The sequence below is a fragment of the Silvimonas sp. genome (genome assembly GCF_031291215.1).
Lineage (GTDB): Bacteria > Pseudomonadota > Gammaproteobacteria > Burkholderiales > Chitinibacteraceae > Silvimonas > Silvimonas soli.
On the sequence record NZ_JARLJK010000151.1, the window covers coordinates 1 to 15,863 of the forward strand.

Annotated in this window: 12 protein-coding genes, 1 tRNA gene and 1 pseudogene; all 14 read left to right on the forward strand. The window is 54.9% G+C overall.

All coding sequences use genetic code 11. The annotated features are described in order from the left end of the window. Positions 1-211, forward strand: a pseudogene (tuf, locus tag P4L78_RS22670) (elongation factor Tu); the annotation flags it as partial. Positions 212-262: 51 nt separating this feature from the next. Beyond that, positions 263-338, forward strand: a tRNA-Trp gene (locus P4L78_RS22675). A gap of 59 nt (positions 339-397) precedes the next feature. Then, positions 398-763, forward strand: a complete 366-nt coding sequence (gene secE, locus P4L78_RS22680; protein WP_283151448.1) for a preprotein translocase subunit SecE — start codon at positions 398-400, stop codon at positions 761-763. A 19-nt stretch (positions 764-782) separates the two neighbouring features. Next, a complete protein-coding gene (gene nusG, locus P4L78_RS22685) occupies positions 783-1,316 on the forward strand; it encodes a transcription termination/antitermination protein NusG (RefSeq protein WP_283148193.1) in 534 nt (177 codons plus the stop codon). 88 nt (positions 1,317-1,404) lie between these two features. Beyond that, positions 1,405-1,836 carry a 50S ribosomal protein L11 gene (gene rplK, locus P4L78_RS22690; protein ID WP_283148194.1) on the forward strand — a complete coding sequence of 144 codons (432 nt, stop codon included), beginning with the start codon at positions 1,405-1,407 and terminating at the stop codon, positions 1,834-1,836. Then, positions 1,837-2,532, forward strand: coding sequence for a 50S ribosomal protein L1 (gene rplA / locus P4L78_RS22695; RefSeq protein WP_283148195.1), 696 nt, complete (start codon positions 1,837-1,839; stop codon positions 2,530-2,532). Between the two features lie 231 nt (positions 2,533-2,763). After that, the gene (gene rplJ / locus P4L78_RS22700; RefSeq protein WP_283148196.1) at positions 2,764-3,294 is read left to right on the forward strand and encodes a 50S ribosomal protein L10; all 531 of its coding nucleotides are present in this window, start codon (positions 2,764-2,766) and stop codon (positions 3,292-3,294) included. A 42-nt stretch (positions 3,295-3,336) separates the two neighbouring features. Then, positions 3,337-3,711 (forward strand): 50S ribosomal protein L7/L12, encoded by a 375-nt coding sequence (rplL, locus tag P4L78_RS22705; protein ID WP_283148197.1) that lies wholly within the window; start codon positions 3,337-3,339, stop codon positions 3,709-3,711. Positions 3,712-3,915: 204 nt separating this feature from the next. After that, positions 3,916-8,088 (forward strand): DNA-directed RNA polymerase subunit beta, encoded by a 4,173-nt coding sequence (gene rpoB, locus P4L78_RS22710; protein ID WP_309330958.1) that lies wholly within the window; start codon positions 3,916-3,918, stop codon positions 8,086-8,088. A gap of 88 nt (positions 8,089-8,176) precedes the next feature. Continuing rightward, positions 8,177-12,382 carry a DNA-directed RNA polymerase subunit beta' gene (gene rpoC / locus P4L78_RS22715; protein ID WP_283148199.1) on the forward strand — a complete coding sequence of 1,402 codons (4,206 nt, stop codon included), beginning with the start codon at positions 8,177-8,179 and terminating at the stop codon, positions 12,380-12,382. A gap of 179 nt (positions 12,383-12,561) precedes the next feature. Then, entirely contained in the window at positions 12,562-12,936 is a 375-nt protein-coding gene (gene rpsL, locus P4L78_RS22720) for a 30S ribosomal protein S12 (RefSeq protein WP_053938749.1), read from the forward strand. 114 nt (positions 12,937-13,050) lie between these two features. Continuing rightward, on the forward strand, positions 13,051-13,521 hold the full coding sequence (rpsG, locus tag P4L78_RS22725) for a 30S ribosomal protein S7 (RefSeq protein WP_283148200.1): 471 nt from the start codon (positions 13,051-13,053) through the stop codon (positions 13,519-13,521). 24 nt (positions 13,522-13,545) lie between these two features. Then, positions 13,546-15,645, forward strand: a complete 2,100-nt coding sequence (gene fusA / locus P4L78_RS22730) for an elongation factor G (protein ID WP_309330961.1) — start codon at positions 13,546-13,548, stop codon at positions 15,643-15,645. 68 nt (positions 15,646-15,713) lie between these two features. Next, on the forward strand, positions 15,714-15,863 hold a 150-nt coding region (locus P4L78_RS22735; RefSeq protein WP_309330956.1), incomplete at its 3' end, for a GTP-binding protein.

Below are 15,863 nucleotides of genomic sequence, written 5' to 3' on the forward strand. Positions count from 1 at the left end.
CAACTACCGTCCGCAGTTCTACTTCCGTACTACCGACGTGACTGGCGCGATCAGCCTGCCGGAAGGTACTGAAATGGTGATGCCAGGTGACAACGTGACCATCACTGTTGCCCTGATTGCACCGATCGCTATGGAACAAGGCCTGCGCTTCGCGATCCGCGAAGGTGGCCGTACCGTTGGCGCCGGTGTGGTTGCCAAGGTTCTTGAGTAAGAGGCTTCACAATTAAGGGTGGAGTAGTTTATAATTCCGCCCTTTCCCCGTAGGCGAGTAGCTCAATTGGTAGAGCACCGGTCTCCAAAACCGGGGGTTGGGGGTTCGAAACCCTCCTCGCCTGCCACGGTTTAGTTTTGGGGCCGTTTCCAGTGGGGAACGGCTCTATTTTATTTTGTAGTCCAGATAAGCAGGCTCATGGAAAGCGTCGATAAAATAAAAGTGACGGCTGCTGTAGTGTTGGTGGCTATCGGTGTGGCCGGGTTTTACCTCGTGCCTGCCAATCAGGGCGCGTTACGTGTTTTGGCCGTAATTGCGGGGCTCTTGCTTGCTGCTGCCACTGTCTGGTTTTCGCAGCCTGGTCGGGATTTCGTGGACTATGCCCGCGACTCGGTCAAGGAAGCGCAAAAAGTGGTTTGGCCCACGCGAAAAGAAACCTGGCAAGTGACCGGGATTGTCTTTTTGTTCGTGGGCGTGCTCGCATTGTTTATGTGGGCTGTGGATTCAGGTCTCGCGTGGATGTTCTACGACGTGATTCTTGGGCGTAAGTAACCGCTGGCGAGGTGTTTGAATGGCTATGCGTTGGTATGTGGTACACGCCTATTCCGGCTTTGAAAAAAGTGTTCAAAAAGCGCTGAAAGAGCGCATTGAGCGCGCTGGTGTCCAGCATATGTTCGGCCAGATTCTGGTTCCGGTCGAAGAGGTGATGGAAATCAAGGATGGGCGCAAGGCGCTCACCGAGCGTAAATTCTTCCCTGGCTACGTGCTGGTGGAAATGGATATGACCGATGAAACCTGGCACTTGGTGAAATCTACTCCCAAGGTAACCGGTTTTGTGGGTGGTTCCGGCAATCGTCCGGCGCCGATCACGCAGCGTGAAGTGGATGCCATCCTGCATCAGATGCAGGAAGGTGTAGAAAAGCCCAAACCCAAGGTTCTGTTTGAGGTGGGTGAAATCCTTCGCGTTACGGATGGCCCGTTTGCAGATTTCAATGCAACCGTTGAAGACATCGATTACGACAAGAGTCGTCTGAAAGTGTCGGTGTTGATCTTTGGTCGCGCTACACCGGTTGATGTGGATTTTGGGCAGGTCGAAAAGGTTTAATCGCCGTTTCGGTTTGCAGTAGTGGTGCCCGCAAGGGCGCCTTCGGGGAGCGAAGCAATTCGCGTTATACCCATTTTGGAGAAGTATCATGGCAAAGAAAATTGTCGGCTACATCAAGCTGCAAGTGCCCGCTGGTAAAGCCAATCCGTCGCCTCCTATTGGCCCGGCTCTTGGTCAGCGTGGTCTGAACATTATGGAATTCTGCAAGGCGTTCAACGCACAGACTCAAGGTATTGAGCCTGGCCTGCCGATTCCAGTTGTAATTACTGCTTTTGCAGACAAGTCCTTCACCTTCGTGATGAAGAGCCCGCCCGCAACTATTCTGCTGAAGAAAGCTGCTGGCATCACCAAGGGTTCGCCGAAGCCACATACCGACAAGGTTGGTAAAGTGACTCGCGCTCAACTTGAAGAAATCGTCAAGACCAAACAAGCTGATTTGACAGCTGGTAGCCTGGATGCAGCCGTGCGTATTCTCGCCGGTTCCGCTCGCTCCATGGGTCTTGAAGTGGAGGGCGTGTAAATGGCTAAGATTTCCAAGCGTCTGGCGGCTCTGAAGGCCAGTGTTGATCGTAACAAGCTGTACGCAATTGATGAGGCTATCGGTCTCGTGAAGGGCGCTGCAACTGCCAAGTTCAACGAATCCATCGACGTGTCCGTAAATCTGGGCATCGATGCACGTAAGTCGGACCAGGTTGTTCGTGGTTCGGTTGTTCTGCCTAAGGGCACCGGCAAGTCGGTGCGCGTTGCTGTGTTTACGCAAGGTGCAAACGCTGAAGCCGCCAAGGCAGCTGGTGCAGAGATCGTTGGTTTCGAAGATCTGGCTGAATCGATCAAGGCCGGCAACATGGACTTCGACGTCGTTATTGCTTCCCCGGATGCAATGCGTATCGTTGGTCAACTGGGTCAGATCCTCGGTCCGCGTGGCCTGATGCCTAACCCGAAAGTGGGCACTGTGACACCTAACGTTGCTGAGGCTGTGAAGAACGCCAAGGCTGGTCAGGTTCAATATCGTACTGACAAGGCTGGTATCGTTCACGCTACTATCGGTCGCGCTTCGTTTGAAGCTGCTGATCTGCGTGCGAATCTGGCTGCACTGGTTGACGCTCTGCAAAAGGCCAAGCCTGCTGCATCCAAGGGTGTTTACCTGAAGAAGATCGCTGTATCGAGCACGATGGGTGTTGGCGTTCGCGTCGATACCGCTTCGCTCGTCGCTTAAAGAACTTTGGGCCTGACCGGCTTGTCCGGTCGGGAATGTCAAAGACCGCAGGTGCGACGCAAGTTGCTTAATGAAAGGCTGGCTGTAACAGGTCTTTATCCTGCGCAGACGGTGGTCCCAATAAATCATGGTTTTTCCATCCGTTCGCGGATGGGCTCCTGATGGACTGGTCGCCGTTTGATTGGAGGTACGGGGTTTTCCGTGCCTGTACATAGCAAATGGAGGTAGACCTTGAGTCTCAATCTCGAAGACAAGAAGGCCGTTGTAGCTGAGATTTCGGCAGAAGTTGCCAAAGCTCAAACGCTCATCGTTGCCGAGTATCGCGGGATCGAGGTTGCCAGCATGACTCGCCTGCGCAAGCAGGCTCGTGAGTCTGGCGTGTATCTGCGTGTTCTGAAGAACACACTGGCACGCCGCGCGGTTGAAGGTACACCGTTTGCCGGTCTGGCTGACCATATGGTCGGCCCGCTGGTTTACGGTATTTCCGAAGACCCGGTTGCTGCAGCCAAGGTGTTGAACGACTTCGCCAAGAAAGATGACAAGATCGTTGTCAAGGCGGGTTCTTATGACGGTCAGGTACTGGATGCTGCTGGCGTTGCCGCCCTCGCATCGATCCCGAGCCGCGAAGAACTCCTGTCGAAGCTGCTGTATGTCATGAAAGCACCGGTTGCTGGCTTCGCCCGCGCCCTGGCTGCTCTGGCAGAAAAGCAAGGCGGTTCCGCGCCTGCTGCAGAAGCTCCGGCCGAAGCAGAAGCTGTTTAACCCGATTTCGATTCAATTCAAGAATTTCAGGAGTATTACCAAATGGCATTGTCCAAAGAAGATATCCTCGAAGCCGTTGCTGGCTTGACCGTTATGGAACTGAACGACCTGGTTAAGGCGTTCGAAGAAAAGTTTGGCGTTTCCGCTGCTGCTGTTGCAGTTGCTGGTCCTGCTGGCGCCGGCGCTGCTGCTGCCGTTGAAGAAAAGACCGAATTTGACGTTATCCTGACTGGCGCTGGTGCTCAGAAGGTTGCTGTTATTAAGGTTGTGCGTGAAGTAACTGGTCTGGGCCTGAAAGAAGCTAAAGACCTGGTTGACGGCGCACCGAAGCCAGTTAAGGAAGGCGTTGCCAAGGCTGACGCTGAAGCCATCCAGAAGAAACTGGTTGAGGCTGGCGCTACTGCCGAGGTGAAGTAATCGTCCTCTGGACGTTTGTAAAGGCAGGCGGAGTAATCCGCCTGCCCTTTTGCGTTTGTTGAAATCGAGTTTTTGGCTGTTGATAACTGCCCATTCCGGGCGGTGCAACGCAGTTGATAAACCGGAAACCGTTTTACCCGGCTAGTGGCGGGCTGCGATTTGCGGTTTGTCTTCTGCGCCTTACTCCATGGAGAGCTTGTGAGTATGAATTACTCGTTCACTGAGAAGAAACGCATTCGTAAGAGCTTTGCAAAGCGCGCGAACGTTCTCGACGTTCCGTTCTTGCTGGCTACCCAGATTGACTCGTATAACGAGTTCATTCAGTTGGGCACTGCGATTGCCGACCGTACCGTTGTCGGCCTTCAGGCTGCGTTCACATCCATTTTTCCGATTGTGTCGCACAACGAGAATGCGCGTCTTGAGTTCGTCCATTATGTTCTGGGCGAGCCACCGTTTGACGTGATCGAATGTCAGCAGCGTGGTATCACGTTTGCTGCGCCTTTGCGTGCGCGTGTTCGCCTTGTGATCATGGATCGCGAAGCAGCCAAGCCGACCGTCAAGGAAGTTAAAGAACAAGACGTGTACTTCGGCGAAATCCCGCTGATGACACGTAACGGTTCGTTTGTGATCAACGGCACCGAGCGTGTCATTGTGTCGCAGCTGCACCGCTCGCCGGGCGTGTTCTTTGAGCACGACAAGGGCAAGACTCACAGCTCGGGCAAGCTACTGTTCTCGGCACGGATTATTCCGTACCGCGGCTCGTGGCTGGACTTCGAGTTCGACCCGAAGGACTTGCTGTTCTTCCGGATCGACCGTCGTCGCAAGATGCCGGTTTCCATCCTGCTCAAGGCGCTGGGTTACACGCCAGAACGCATGCTGGAAGAGTTCTATGACACCGACACCTTCCGTATGGGCAAAGACGGCCTGTTCATGGAGCTGGTGCCGGAACGCCTGAAGGGTGACGTTGCAAAGTTTGATATCGTTGCTGAAGACGGCAAGGTGCTGGTCCAGAAAGACAAGCGCATTACCGCCAAGAGTATTCGCGATATCCAGACTGCTGGTCTGAAGCAACTGGCCGTGCCGGTAGACTTCCTGATCGGTCGCGTTGCTGCGCACAACGTGGTTCACCCGGAAACCGGTGAAATCATCCTGCGTGGTAATGACGAGATTACTGAAGAAACCGTCATCAAGTTTGATCAAGCAGGCGTGCCAGAAGTGCGCGTGCTGTACATCAACGACCTGGATCAAGGCGCGTACATTGCTGCCAGCTTGCGCAATGACGACGTCGCTGACCAGTACGCTGCCAAGGTTGCCATCTATCGCATGATGCGTCCTGGTGAGCCGCCGACCGAAGATGCAGTGGAAGCACTGTTCCGCGGTTTGTTCTTCACTGAAGATCGCTACGATCTGTCGGCTGTGGGCCGCATGAAGTTCAACCGTCGCGCTTATCCCGATCGTCTGGAAGAAAAAGCACCGGGCTGGCAACGCAAGTTCTACGAACGCGTTGGTCCGCAAGGTCTGGAAGGCCACGGCATTCTGTCGGTTGACGACATCATCGCTGTGATCGGCATCCTGATCGAACTGCGTAACGGCCGTGGCGAAGTGGACGATATCGATCACTTGGGTAACCGTCGTGTGCGTTCAGTTGGCGAATTGGCCGAGAACCAGTTCCGTGCCGGTCTGGTGCGGGTTGAGCGCGCGGTCAAAGAACGTCTGTCGCAAGCCGAATCCGACAACCTGATGCCGCATGACCTGATCAATGCCAAGCCGGTTTCGGCCGCAATCAAAGAGTTCTTCGGTTCGTCGCAACTGTCGCAGTTTATGGACCAGACCAACCCGCTCTCGGAAATCACGCACAAGCGTCGTGTTTCTGCTCTGGGCCCAGGTGGTTTGACTCGTGAACGTGCTGGCTTTGAAGTGCGTGACGTGCATCCGACTCACTACGGTCGTGTTTGCCCGATTGAAACACCGGAAGGCCCGAACATTGGTCTGATTAACTCGTTGTCTTGCTACGCTCGCACCAACGAATACGGTTTCCTTGAGACGCCGTATCGCAAAGTGATCGACAGCAAGGTGACCGACCAGATCGAATACCTGTCCGCGATTGAAGAAGGCAAGTACGTTATTGCTCAGGCTAACGCCGAGCTGGACGCTGCCGGTACTTTGATTGATGACATGGTCACTTGCCGTGAACATGGCGAAACCATTATCGCCACGCCGGATCGCGTGCAGTACATGGACGTGGCGCCAAGCCAGATCGTGTCGGTTGCGGCTTCGCTGATTCCGTTCCTGGAACACGATGATGCGAACCGTGCGTTGATGGGTTCGAACATGCAACGTCAGGCTGTACCTTGCCTGCGCGCTGAAAAGCCAATGGTTGGTACCGGTATCGAACGCACTTGTGCGGTTGACTCGGGTACGGCTGTAGCGGCACTGCGCGGCGGCGTGGTCGACTTTGTCGATGCAACGCGTATCGTTATTCGTGTGAACGATGATGAAACGCCTGCAGGTGAAACCGGTGTAGATATCTACAACCTGACCAAATTCACCCGTTCCAACCAGAACACCAACATCAACCAGCGTCCGGTTGTTGAGCGTGGCGACCGCATTGCCAAGGGCGATGTGATTGCCGATGGCGCTTCGACCGATCTGGGCGAAATGGCGCTGGGTCAGAACATGACCATCGCGTTCATGCCGTGGAACGGTTACAACTTCGAAGATTCGATCTTGATCTCCGAGAAGGTGGTTGCAGAAGATCGCTACACCTCGATCCATATCGAAGAACTTTCGGTGATGGCGCGTGATACCAAGCTCGGGCCTGAAGAAATTACCCGTGATATTTCCAATCTGTCCGAGCGCATGCTGGGCCGTCTGGATGAGTCCGGTGTGGTTTACATCGGGGCTGAAGTTGAAGCCGGCGACGTGCTGGTCGGCAAGGTAACACCTAAGGGTGAAACCCAGCTGACACCAGAAGAAAAGCTGCTGCGCGCCATCTTCGGTGAAAAAGCGTCTGACGTTAAAGACACTTCGCTGCGCGTGCCTTCAGGCATGACCGGTACCGTGATCGACGTGCAGGTGTTTACTCGTGAAGGCGTGGAGCGCGACAAGCGTGCCCAAGCCATTATCGATGAGCAACTGCGTCGCTATCGCACTGACTTGAACGATCAACTGCGTATCGTTGAAAACGACTTGTTCGAGCGTATTGAGCGCATGATCGTTGGTAAGGTTGTGAACGGCGGTCCGAAGCGTCTGGCCAAGGGCGCTGAAATCACCAGGGAATACCTGGCCGATCTGACCCCGCGTCAAGACTGGTTCGATATTCGTCTGGCTGATGAAGATGCTGCCCGCCAACTGGAGTCGATGAAAGATCTGGTTGCGCAAATGAAGGCCGACTTTGATCTTCGCTTTGAAGACAAGAAGCGCAAGCTCACGCAGGGCGATGAACTGCCGCCAGGCGTGATCAAGATGGTCAAGGTGTACGTGGCCGTGAAGCGCCGCCTGCAACCAGGCGACAAGATGGCCGGTCGTCACGGTAACAAGGGTGTGGTTTCGAAGATTCTGCCGGTTGAAGATCTGCCATACATGGCTGATGGTACAACTGTAGATATCGTGCTGAACCCGCTGGGCGTGCCGTCGCGGATGAACATTGGCCAGATTCTGGAAGTCCACCTCGGTTGGGCGGCCAAAGGTATTGGTCAGCGTATCGACAACATGCTGCGTGAACAACGCGCTGTGGCCGAAGTGCGCGAATACCTGGACAAGATCTACAACTCGACCGGCAAGCAAGAAGACATTGCTGGTCTGGCTGATAACGAAGTCCTGCGTCTGGCCGGTGGTCTGCGTAAGGGGATGGCGTTTGCCAGCCCGGTGTTTGATGGCGCGAAGGAAAGCGAAATCCACACTATGCTGGAACTGGCTTACCCGGATGAAGACCCACGCACGCAACTGCTGGACTTCAATTCGAGCAAGACCCAGATGCAGCTGTTTGATGGCCGCACAGGTGAGCCGTTTGAACGTAAGGTATCCGTCGGTGTCATGCACTATCTGAAACTGCATCACCTGGTTGATGACAAGATGCATGCCCGTTCCACTGGTCCGTACTCGCTGGTAACGCAACAGCCGCTGGGTGGTAAAGCCCAGTTCGGTGGTCAGCGCTTCGGGGAAATGGAAGTTTGGGCACTGGAAGCATACGGCGCGGCGTACACCCTGCAGGAAATGCTGACTGTGAAGTCTGATGATGTGAACGGCCGGACCAAGGTCTACGAGAACATCGTCAAGGGCGACCACCGTATCGACGCCGGCATGCCGGAATCCTTCAATGTGTTGGTGAAGGAAATCCGCTCGCTTGGTATTGATATCGATCTGGAAACGAACTGAACCATGTGAGGTGTGAGGGGTGCCCGCCGCGGATTGCGAGCAGGTACCTCACACCTGACTTCCTCACCCTCACAGGAGAAAGATAGAGATGAAAGGCTTACTCGAACTCTTCAAGCAAGTCACTCAGGACGAAGAATTTGACGCGATCAAGATTGGTCTGGCGTCGCCGGAGAAAATCCGTTCGTGGTCCTATGGTGAAGTGAAGAAGCCGGAAACCATCAACTATCGTACGTTCAAGCCTGAACGCGATGGTCTGTTTTGCGCTCGTATTTTCGGGCCAATCAAAGATTACGAATGCTTGTGCGGTAAGTACAAGCGTCTGAAGCACCGTGGTGTGATCTGCGAAAAGTGCGGCGTTGAAGTCACGCTGTCCAAAGTTCGCCGTGAACGCATGGGCCACATTGAACTGGCTAGCCCAGTCGCGCACATCTGGTTCCTGAAGAGCCTGCCGTCGCGTCTGGGTATGGTGCTGGATATCGCCCTGCGCGATATCGAACGTGTTCTGTATTTCGAAGCATTCATCGTGACTGAGCCGGGTATGACCCCGCTGCAGCGCGGTCAACTGCTGACCGAAGAAGACTACTTCGACAAGGTTGAAGAGTACGGCGACGAATTCGTGGCGTTGATGGGAGCGGAAGGTATCCGTGAACTGCTGCGCAATCTGGATGCCGACAACGAAATCGCCACCCTGCGTGCCGAACTCGAATCGACCTCGTCCGAAACCAAGATCAAGAAGATCGCCAAGCGTCTGAAAGTGCTCGAGGCATTCCACAAGTCGGGCATCAAGCCGGACTGGATGGTGCTGGAAGTACTGCCAGTGCTGCCGCCAGAACTGCGTCCGCTGGTGCCGCTGGATGGTGGCCGTTTCGCGACCTCTGATCTGAATGATCTGTATCGTCGCGTGATCAACCGGAACAACCGTCTGAAGCGTCTGCTGGAATTGCGCGCGCCGGATATTATCGTGCGCAACGAAAAGCGCATGTTGCAAGAGTCCGTTGATTCGCTGCTGGATAACGGTCGTCGCGGTAAGGCTATGACTGGCGCCAACAAGCGTCCGCTGAAGTCGCTGGCTGACATGATCAAGGGTAAGGGCGGTCGTTTCCGTCAGAACTTGCTGGGTAAGCGCGTTGACTACTCGGGTCGTTCGGTTATTACCGTGGGTCCATACCTGCGTCTGCATCAGTGTGGCTTGCCGAAACTGATGGCACTGGAGCTGTTCAAGCCGTTCATCTTCCATCGTCTGGAAGTCATGGGCTTGGCTACCACCATCAAAGCGGCCAAGAAAATGGTCGAATCGCAAGAAGCGGTGGTGTGGGACATTCTGGAAGAAGTGATCCGCGAACATCCGATTCTGCTGAACCGTGCGCCTACGCTGCACCGTTTGGGCATTCAGGCGTTCGAGCCGGTTCTGATCGAAGGCAAGGCAATCCAACTGCATCCACTCGTTTGCGCGGCCTTCAACGCCGACTTTGACGGTGACCAGATGGCTGTCCACGTTCCGTTGTCGCTGGAAGCGCAAATGGAAGCCCGCACGCTGATGCTGGCCTCCAATAACGTGCTGTCGCCAGCCAACGGCGAGCCGATCATTGTGCCGTCGCAGGATATTGTGCTGGGTCTGTACTACATGACTCGCGAAGCGGTGAATGCTGCAGGTGAAGGCATGTCGTTTATCGATGTGAAAGAAGCCCAGCGCGCTTACGAGAACAAGGTTGTAACCCTGCAGTCGCGCGTTTCCGTGCGCCTGAAAGAATGGTTCAAGGACGAGGGCGGTGAGTGGCAAAGCAAGATGGTGCGTCGCGAGACTACCGTCGGCCGTGCCATCCTGTCGGAAATCTTGCCTAAGGGCCTGGACTTCAGCTACATCAACAAGTCGCTGAAAAAGAAAGAAATTGGTCGTTTGATCAATGCATCGTTCCGTCGTTGCGGTCTGAAAGACACTGTCGTGTTTGCTGACCAATTGATGTACACCGGTTTCGCGTACTCCACGCGTGGTGGTGTGTCGATTTGCGTCGATGACATGCTGATCCCGGCCAAGAAAATTGAACTGCTGGCTGCAGCACACTCCGAAGTGAAGGAAATCGAACAACAGTACAGCTCCGGTCTGGTTACCCAGGGCGAGCGTTACAACAAGGTTGTTGATATCTGGGGTCGTGCCGGTGACCAGATCGCCAAGGCGATGATGGAGCAGTTGGGTAAAGAGAAAGTCATTAACGGCGAAGGCAAGGAAGTCGATCAAGAGTCCTTCAACTCGCTGTACATGATGGCTGACTCCGGCGCCCGGGGTTCTGCAGCGCAGATTCGTCAGTTGGCAGGTATGCGGGGTTTGATGGCCAAGCCGGATGGCTCGATTATCGAGACACCGATTACCACCAACTTCCGTGAAGGCCTGACCGTTCTGCAGTACTTCAACTCGACGCACGGTGCTCGTAAAGGTCTGGCCGATACCGCATTGAAAACTGCGAATTCGGGTTACCTGACACGTCGTCTGGTTGACGTGACGCAAGACTTGGTTGTGACCGAAGAAGATTGCGGCACCAAGAACGGCGTGACCATGAAGGCGGTTGTGCAGGGCGGTGATGTGATCGAAGCATTGCGTGACCGTATTCTGGGTCGCGTAGCAGCGGTTGACGTAGTTGACCCGTCCAGCCAGGAAACGGCAATTGAAGCCGGTACCATCCTGGGTGAAGACGAAGTTGACCAGATTGATGCCATGGGCGTCGACGAGGTGCGTGTACGCACTCCGTTGACTTGCGAAACCCGTTACGGCCTGTGCGCATCTTGCTACGGTCGCGATCTGGGTCGTGGTTACCGCGTGAACACTGGCGAAGCTGTCGGCGTTATCGCTGCACAGTCGATCGGTGAGCCGGGTACCCAGTTGACCATGCGTACGTTCCACATCGGTGGTGCGGCATCGCGGGCGGCAGCAGCTAGCCAGGTTGAAACCAAGTCGAACGGTAAGATCGCGTACAGCGCCAACATGCGTTACGTGACCAACACCAAGGGCGAGCAACTGATCATGGCGCGTTCGGCCGAAGTTCTGGTGCTGGATGATGCCGGTCGTGAGCGCGAACGCCACAAGGTGCCGTACGGTGCCACCCTGCTGGTTAAGGACGGTGCTCCGGTCAAGGCAGGTAGCGTTCTGGGTACGTGGGATCCACACACCCGTCCGGTTATTACCGAGTACGCTGGTCAAATCCGCTTCGACAACGTCGAAGAAGGCGCGACCGTGGTCAAGCAGGTTGATGATGTAACCGGCCTGTCGACTCTGGTGGTTATCGATCCGAAGCGTAAGGCTGGCAACACCAAGGGCGTGCGCCCAATGGTGCGGCTGATGGACGAGCAAGGTCGCGATGTGAAGCTGACCGGCACCGAAACACCGGTGACGATTACCTTCCAGGTCGGCTCGATCATTACCGTGAAGGACGGTCAGGTTGTGGGTGTGGGTGAAGTGATTGCGCGTATTCCGCAAGAAACTGCCAAGACTCGCGATATTACCGGTGGTCTGCCGCGTGTTGCCGAGCTGTTCGAAGCCCGTTCGCCGAAAGATGCCGGTATGCTGGCTGAAGTGACCGGTACCGTTTCGTTCGGTAAGGACACCAAGGGCAAGCAACGTCTGGTCATTACCGATCTGGAAGGTCTGGCGCACGAATACCTGATCCCGAAAGACAAGCACGTCATGGTGCATGATGGTCAGGTTGTGAACCGCGGTGAAACCATCGTTGACGGCTCGATCGATCCGCATGACATCTTGCGTCTGCAAGGTATTGAAGCGCTGGCTCGCTACATCGTCCAGGAAGTGCAGGAAGTTTACCGTCTGCAAGGTGTGAAGATTAACGACAAGCACATCGAGGTGATCGTTCGGCAGATGCTGCGTCGTGTTGTGGTCTCCGCCGCAGGTGATACCGGCTTGATTCTGGGTGAGCAGATTGAACGTGCTGAAGTGCTGACCATCAACGACCGCATGGTCGCTGAAGGCAAGCAACCCGCTTCGTATGACAACATCTTGCTGGGTATTACCAAGGCATCGTTGTCGACCGACTCGTTCATTTCGGCCGCTTCGTTCCAGGAAACAACGCGTGTTCTGACCGAAGCTGCGATCATGGGCAAGATCGATGATCTGCGCGGTTTGAAGGAAAACGTGATTGTGGGTCGTCTGATTCCGGCTGGTACCGGTCTGGCTTATCACCGTTCGCGCAAGCGTGCGGCGGCAGCCCCGGTGGCCGGAGAACCTTCAGCAGAGCTGGCTGCAGCTGAGGCAGCCTTCGCAACTGCAGGGTCTGGCGACACGCTGTAACCGTTCATCGTCAGAGTAACACTTGACGACAAAGACTTGATTTTTCTACAATCTTGGTCTTTTCTGGCGACGCTCAGTATTTCTGGGCGTCGCTAGCTTCATTTGGCGGCTCGATTTTTATGGTCGGGCGGCCAGAAAAAGGCCCCGCAAGGGGATGTAAACTCAAGGAAGTTTTTACAATGCCAACTATCAATCAGCTGGTCCGCAAGGGCCGCGAGAAGGAAGTGGTCAAGAGCAAAGTTCCTGCGCTCGAAGCCTGCCCTCAAAAGCGTGGCGTATGCACCCGTGTGTACACCACAACACCTAAGAAGCCGAACTCCGCGCTGCGTAAAGTTTGCAAAGTGCGTCTGACCAACGGCTTCGAAGTGATTTCGTACATCGGTGGTGAAGGCCACAACCTGCAAGAACACAGTGTTGTGCTGATCCGCGGCGGTCGTGTGAAGGATTTGCCAGGTGTGCGTTACCACACTGTGCGCGGTTCTCTCGATACCGCAGGTGTTAAAGATCGTAAGCAGTCCCGTTCCAAGTACGGTGCCAAGCGCCCTAAGGCGTAAGGTTTGTGTGGTCGGCGGCGCACAAGATAAAAGCCGTCGAGTAAGTGGTCGCTCCCATGGGCGGCTGTGGGGATTGAGTTCCCCGACTGAATGTCACATTAAGGAAGTAATATTATGCCTAGACGCAGAGAAGTTCCGAAACGCGAAGTGTTGCCGGATCCTAAGTTCGGTTCGCAGGAACTGACCAAATTCATGAACGTTGTAATGATCGACGGCAAGAAAGCCGTTGCTGAAGGCATCATCTACGGTGCCCTGGCCCAGATCGAGAAGAAAACCGGCAAGTCTGCGCTGGAAGTGTTCTCGGCTGCGATCAACAACGCAAAACCGATCGTCGAGGTTAAGAGCCGTCGCGTCGGTGGTGCCAACTACCAGGTGCCAGTCGAAGTCCGTCCTAGCCGTCGTTTGGCATTGGCGATGCGCTGGGTGCGTGACGCGGCTCGCAAACGTGGTGAAAAGTCCATGGATCTGCGTCTGGCCGGTGAACTGCTCGATGCGGCTGAAGGCCGCGGCGGCGCGATGAAGAAGCGTGACGAAGTGCACCGCATGGCAGAAGCGAACAAGGCGTTCGCTCACTACCGCTTCTAACGCAAAAAGCTTAAGGAAAACATCGTGGCTCGTAATACCCCCATTGAGCGTTACCGTAACATTGGTATTTCCGCTCACATCGATGCAGGCAAGACCACCACGACTGAGCGCATTCTGTTCTACACCGGAGTGAACCACAAAATTGGTGAAGTTCACGACGGCGCTGCCACCATGGACTGGATGGAGCAAGAGCAAGAGCGCGGCATTACCATTACCTCGGCTGCTACCACTACCTTCTGGAAAGGTATGGGTATGCAGTTCCAGGAACACCGCTTCAACATCATTGACACCCCGGGTCACGTTGACTTCACGATTGAAGTTGAGCGTTCCATGCGTGTTCTTGATGGCGCGTGTATGGTTTATTGCGCGGTCGGTGGCGTTCAGCCGCAATCTGAAACTGTTTGGCGTCAAGCTAACAAGTACAAGGTTCCGCGTCTGGCGTTCGTGAACAAGATGGACCGTCAAGGTGCCAACTTCTTCCGCGTTGTTGAGCAGATGAAGACTCGTCTGAAAGCTAATCCTGTACCGGTTGTTATTCCTATCGGTGCAGAAGACAAGTTTGAAGGCGTGGTTGATCTGGTCAAGATGCAAGCCATTTACTGGGATGAAGCTTCGCAAGGTATGAAGTTTGAATACCGCAACATCCCGGCCGATCTGCAGTCCCTCGCTGAAGAATGGCGTGAAAAGCTGGTCGAGTCCGCTGCTGAAGCCAACGAAGAACTGATGAACAAGTACCTTGAAGAAGGTACTCTGACCGAAGAAGAAATCGTTCAGGCCATCCGTGCTCGTACGCTGGCTTGCGAAATCCAGCCAATGCTTTGCGGTACCGCGTTCAAGAACAAGGGCGTGCAACGCATGCTCGACGCCGTGATCGAATTCCTGCCGTCGCCGGTTGATATTCCTGCCGTTGCCGGTACGGATGATCGTGAACAACCGACTTCGCGTGAGCCTTCGGATACTGCACCGTTCTCGGCGCTGGCATTCAAGCTGATGAATGACCCGTACGTTGGTCAATTGACCTTCTTCCGTGTCTATTCTGGCGTGGTCAAGCAAGGTGATTCCGTTCTGAACTCGGTGAAAGACCGTAAAGAGCGTATCGGTCGTATCGTGCAGATGCACGCTAACGATCGTAAGGAAATCGAAGAAGTCCATGCTGGCGATATCGCTGCTGCGATTGGCCTGAAGGACGTGACCACAGGTGAAACCCTGTGTGCACTCGATGCTCCGATCATTCTTGAGCGCATGATTTTCCCTGAGCCGGTTATTCACGTTGCTGTGGAGCCGAAGACCAAGGCTGACCAGGAAAAGATGGGCGTTGCCCTGAACCGCCTGGCCAAGGAAGATCCTTCGTTCCGCGTGCGTACTGATGAAGAATCGGGCCAAACCATCATTTCCGGTATGGGTGAGCTTCACCTGGAAATTCTGGTTGACCGCATGAAGCGTGAGTTCGGCGTTGAAGCCAACGTTGGCGCTCCGCAAGTTGCTTACCGCGAAACCATCACCCAAGTGGCGAAGGATATCGAAGGCAAGCACGCCAAGCAGTCCGGTGGTAAGGGTCAGTACGGCCATTGCGTGATCACTGTCGAACCTTCGGGCGAAGGCAAGGGTTACCAGTTCTTCGACGAAATCAAGGGTGGTACGATTCCTCGCGAATTCATCCCGTCGGTGGACAAGGGTATCCAGAACACGCTCAAGGCTGGTGTTTTGGCTGGCTTCCCGGTGGTCGACGTTTCCGTGCGCCTGACCTTTGGTTCGTACCATGATGTTGACTCGTCGCAAATCGCGTTTGAACTGGCCGGCTCGCTGGCGTTCAAAGAAGCAATGCGTCGTGCCGGTGCCGTTATCCTCGAGCCGATGATGGCCGTGGAAATCGAAACACCGGAAGAATACATGGGCGACATCATGGGCGATCTGTCCTCCCGTCGCGGTATCATCCAGGGTATGGATGACAACCCGGCCGGTGGCAAGATGGTCAAGGTTGAAGTGCCACTGTCGGAAATGTTCGGTTATTCGACTACGCTGCGTTCGATGTCGCAGGGTCGTGCTACGTACTCCATGGAGTTCAAGCACTACTCGCAAGCACCGAAGCACGTTGCCGACGCGATCATGGCTAACAAAAAGTAATTGTGCGTAGCCCGGCGCATATTGCCGGGCTATAACTACTGAATTCAGAAAATCAAGGAATTAGTAAAATGGCAAAGGAAAAGTTTGCGCGGACAAAACCGCACGTAAACGTTGGCACGATTGGTCACGTTGACCATGGCAAGACCACGCTGACAGCTGCTATCACCACGATCCTGTCCCGCAAGTTCGGTGGCGAAGCCAAGGGCTACGCCCAGATC

Coding starts and splice junctions, on each gene's coding strand:
- nusG (WP_283148193.1), top strand. CDS start 783: ATGGCTATGCGTTGGTATGTGGTACACGCCTATTCCGGCTTTGAAAAA.
- rplK (WP_283148194.1), top strand. CDS start 1,405: ATGGCAAAGAAAATTGTCGGCTACATCAAGCTGCAAGTGCCCGCTGGT.
- rplA (WP_283148195.1), top strand. CDS start 1,837: ATGGCTAAGATTTCCAAGCGTCTGGCGGCTCTGAAGGCCAGTGTTGAT.
- rplL (WP_283148197.1), top strand. CDS start 3,337: ATGGCATTGTCCAAAGAAGATATCCTCGAAGCCGTTGCTGGCTTGACC.
- rpoB (WP_309330958.1), top strand. CDS start 3,916: ATGAATTACTCGTTCACTGAGAAGAAACGCATTCGTAAGAGCTTTGCA.
- rpoC (WP_283148199.1), top strand. CDS start 8,177: ATGAAAGGCTTACTCGAACTCTTCAAGCAAGTCACTCAGGACGAAGAA.
- rpsL (WP_053938749.1), top strand. CDS start 12,562: ATGCCAACTATCAATCAGCTGGTCCGCAAGGGCCGCGAGAAGGAAGTG.
- rpsG (WP_283148200.1), top strand. CDS start 13,051: ATGCCTAGACGCAGAGAAGTTCCGAAACGCGAAGTGTTGCCGGATCCT.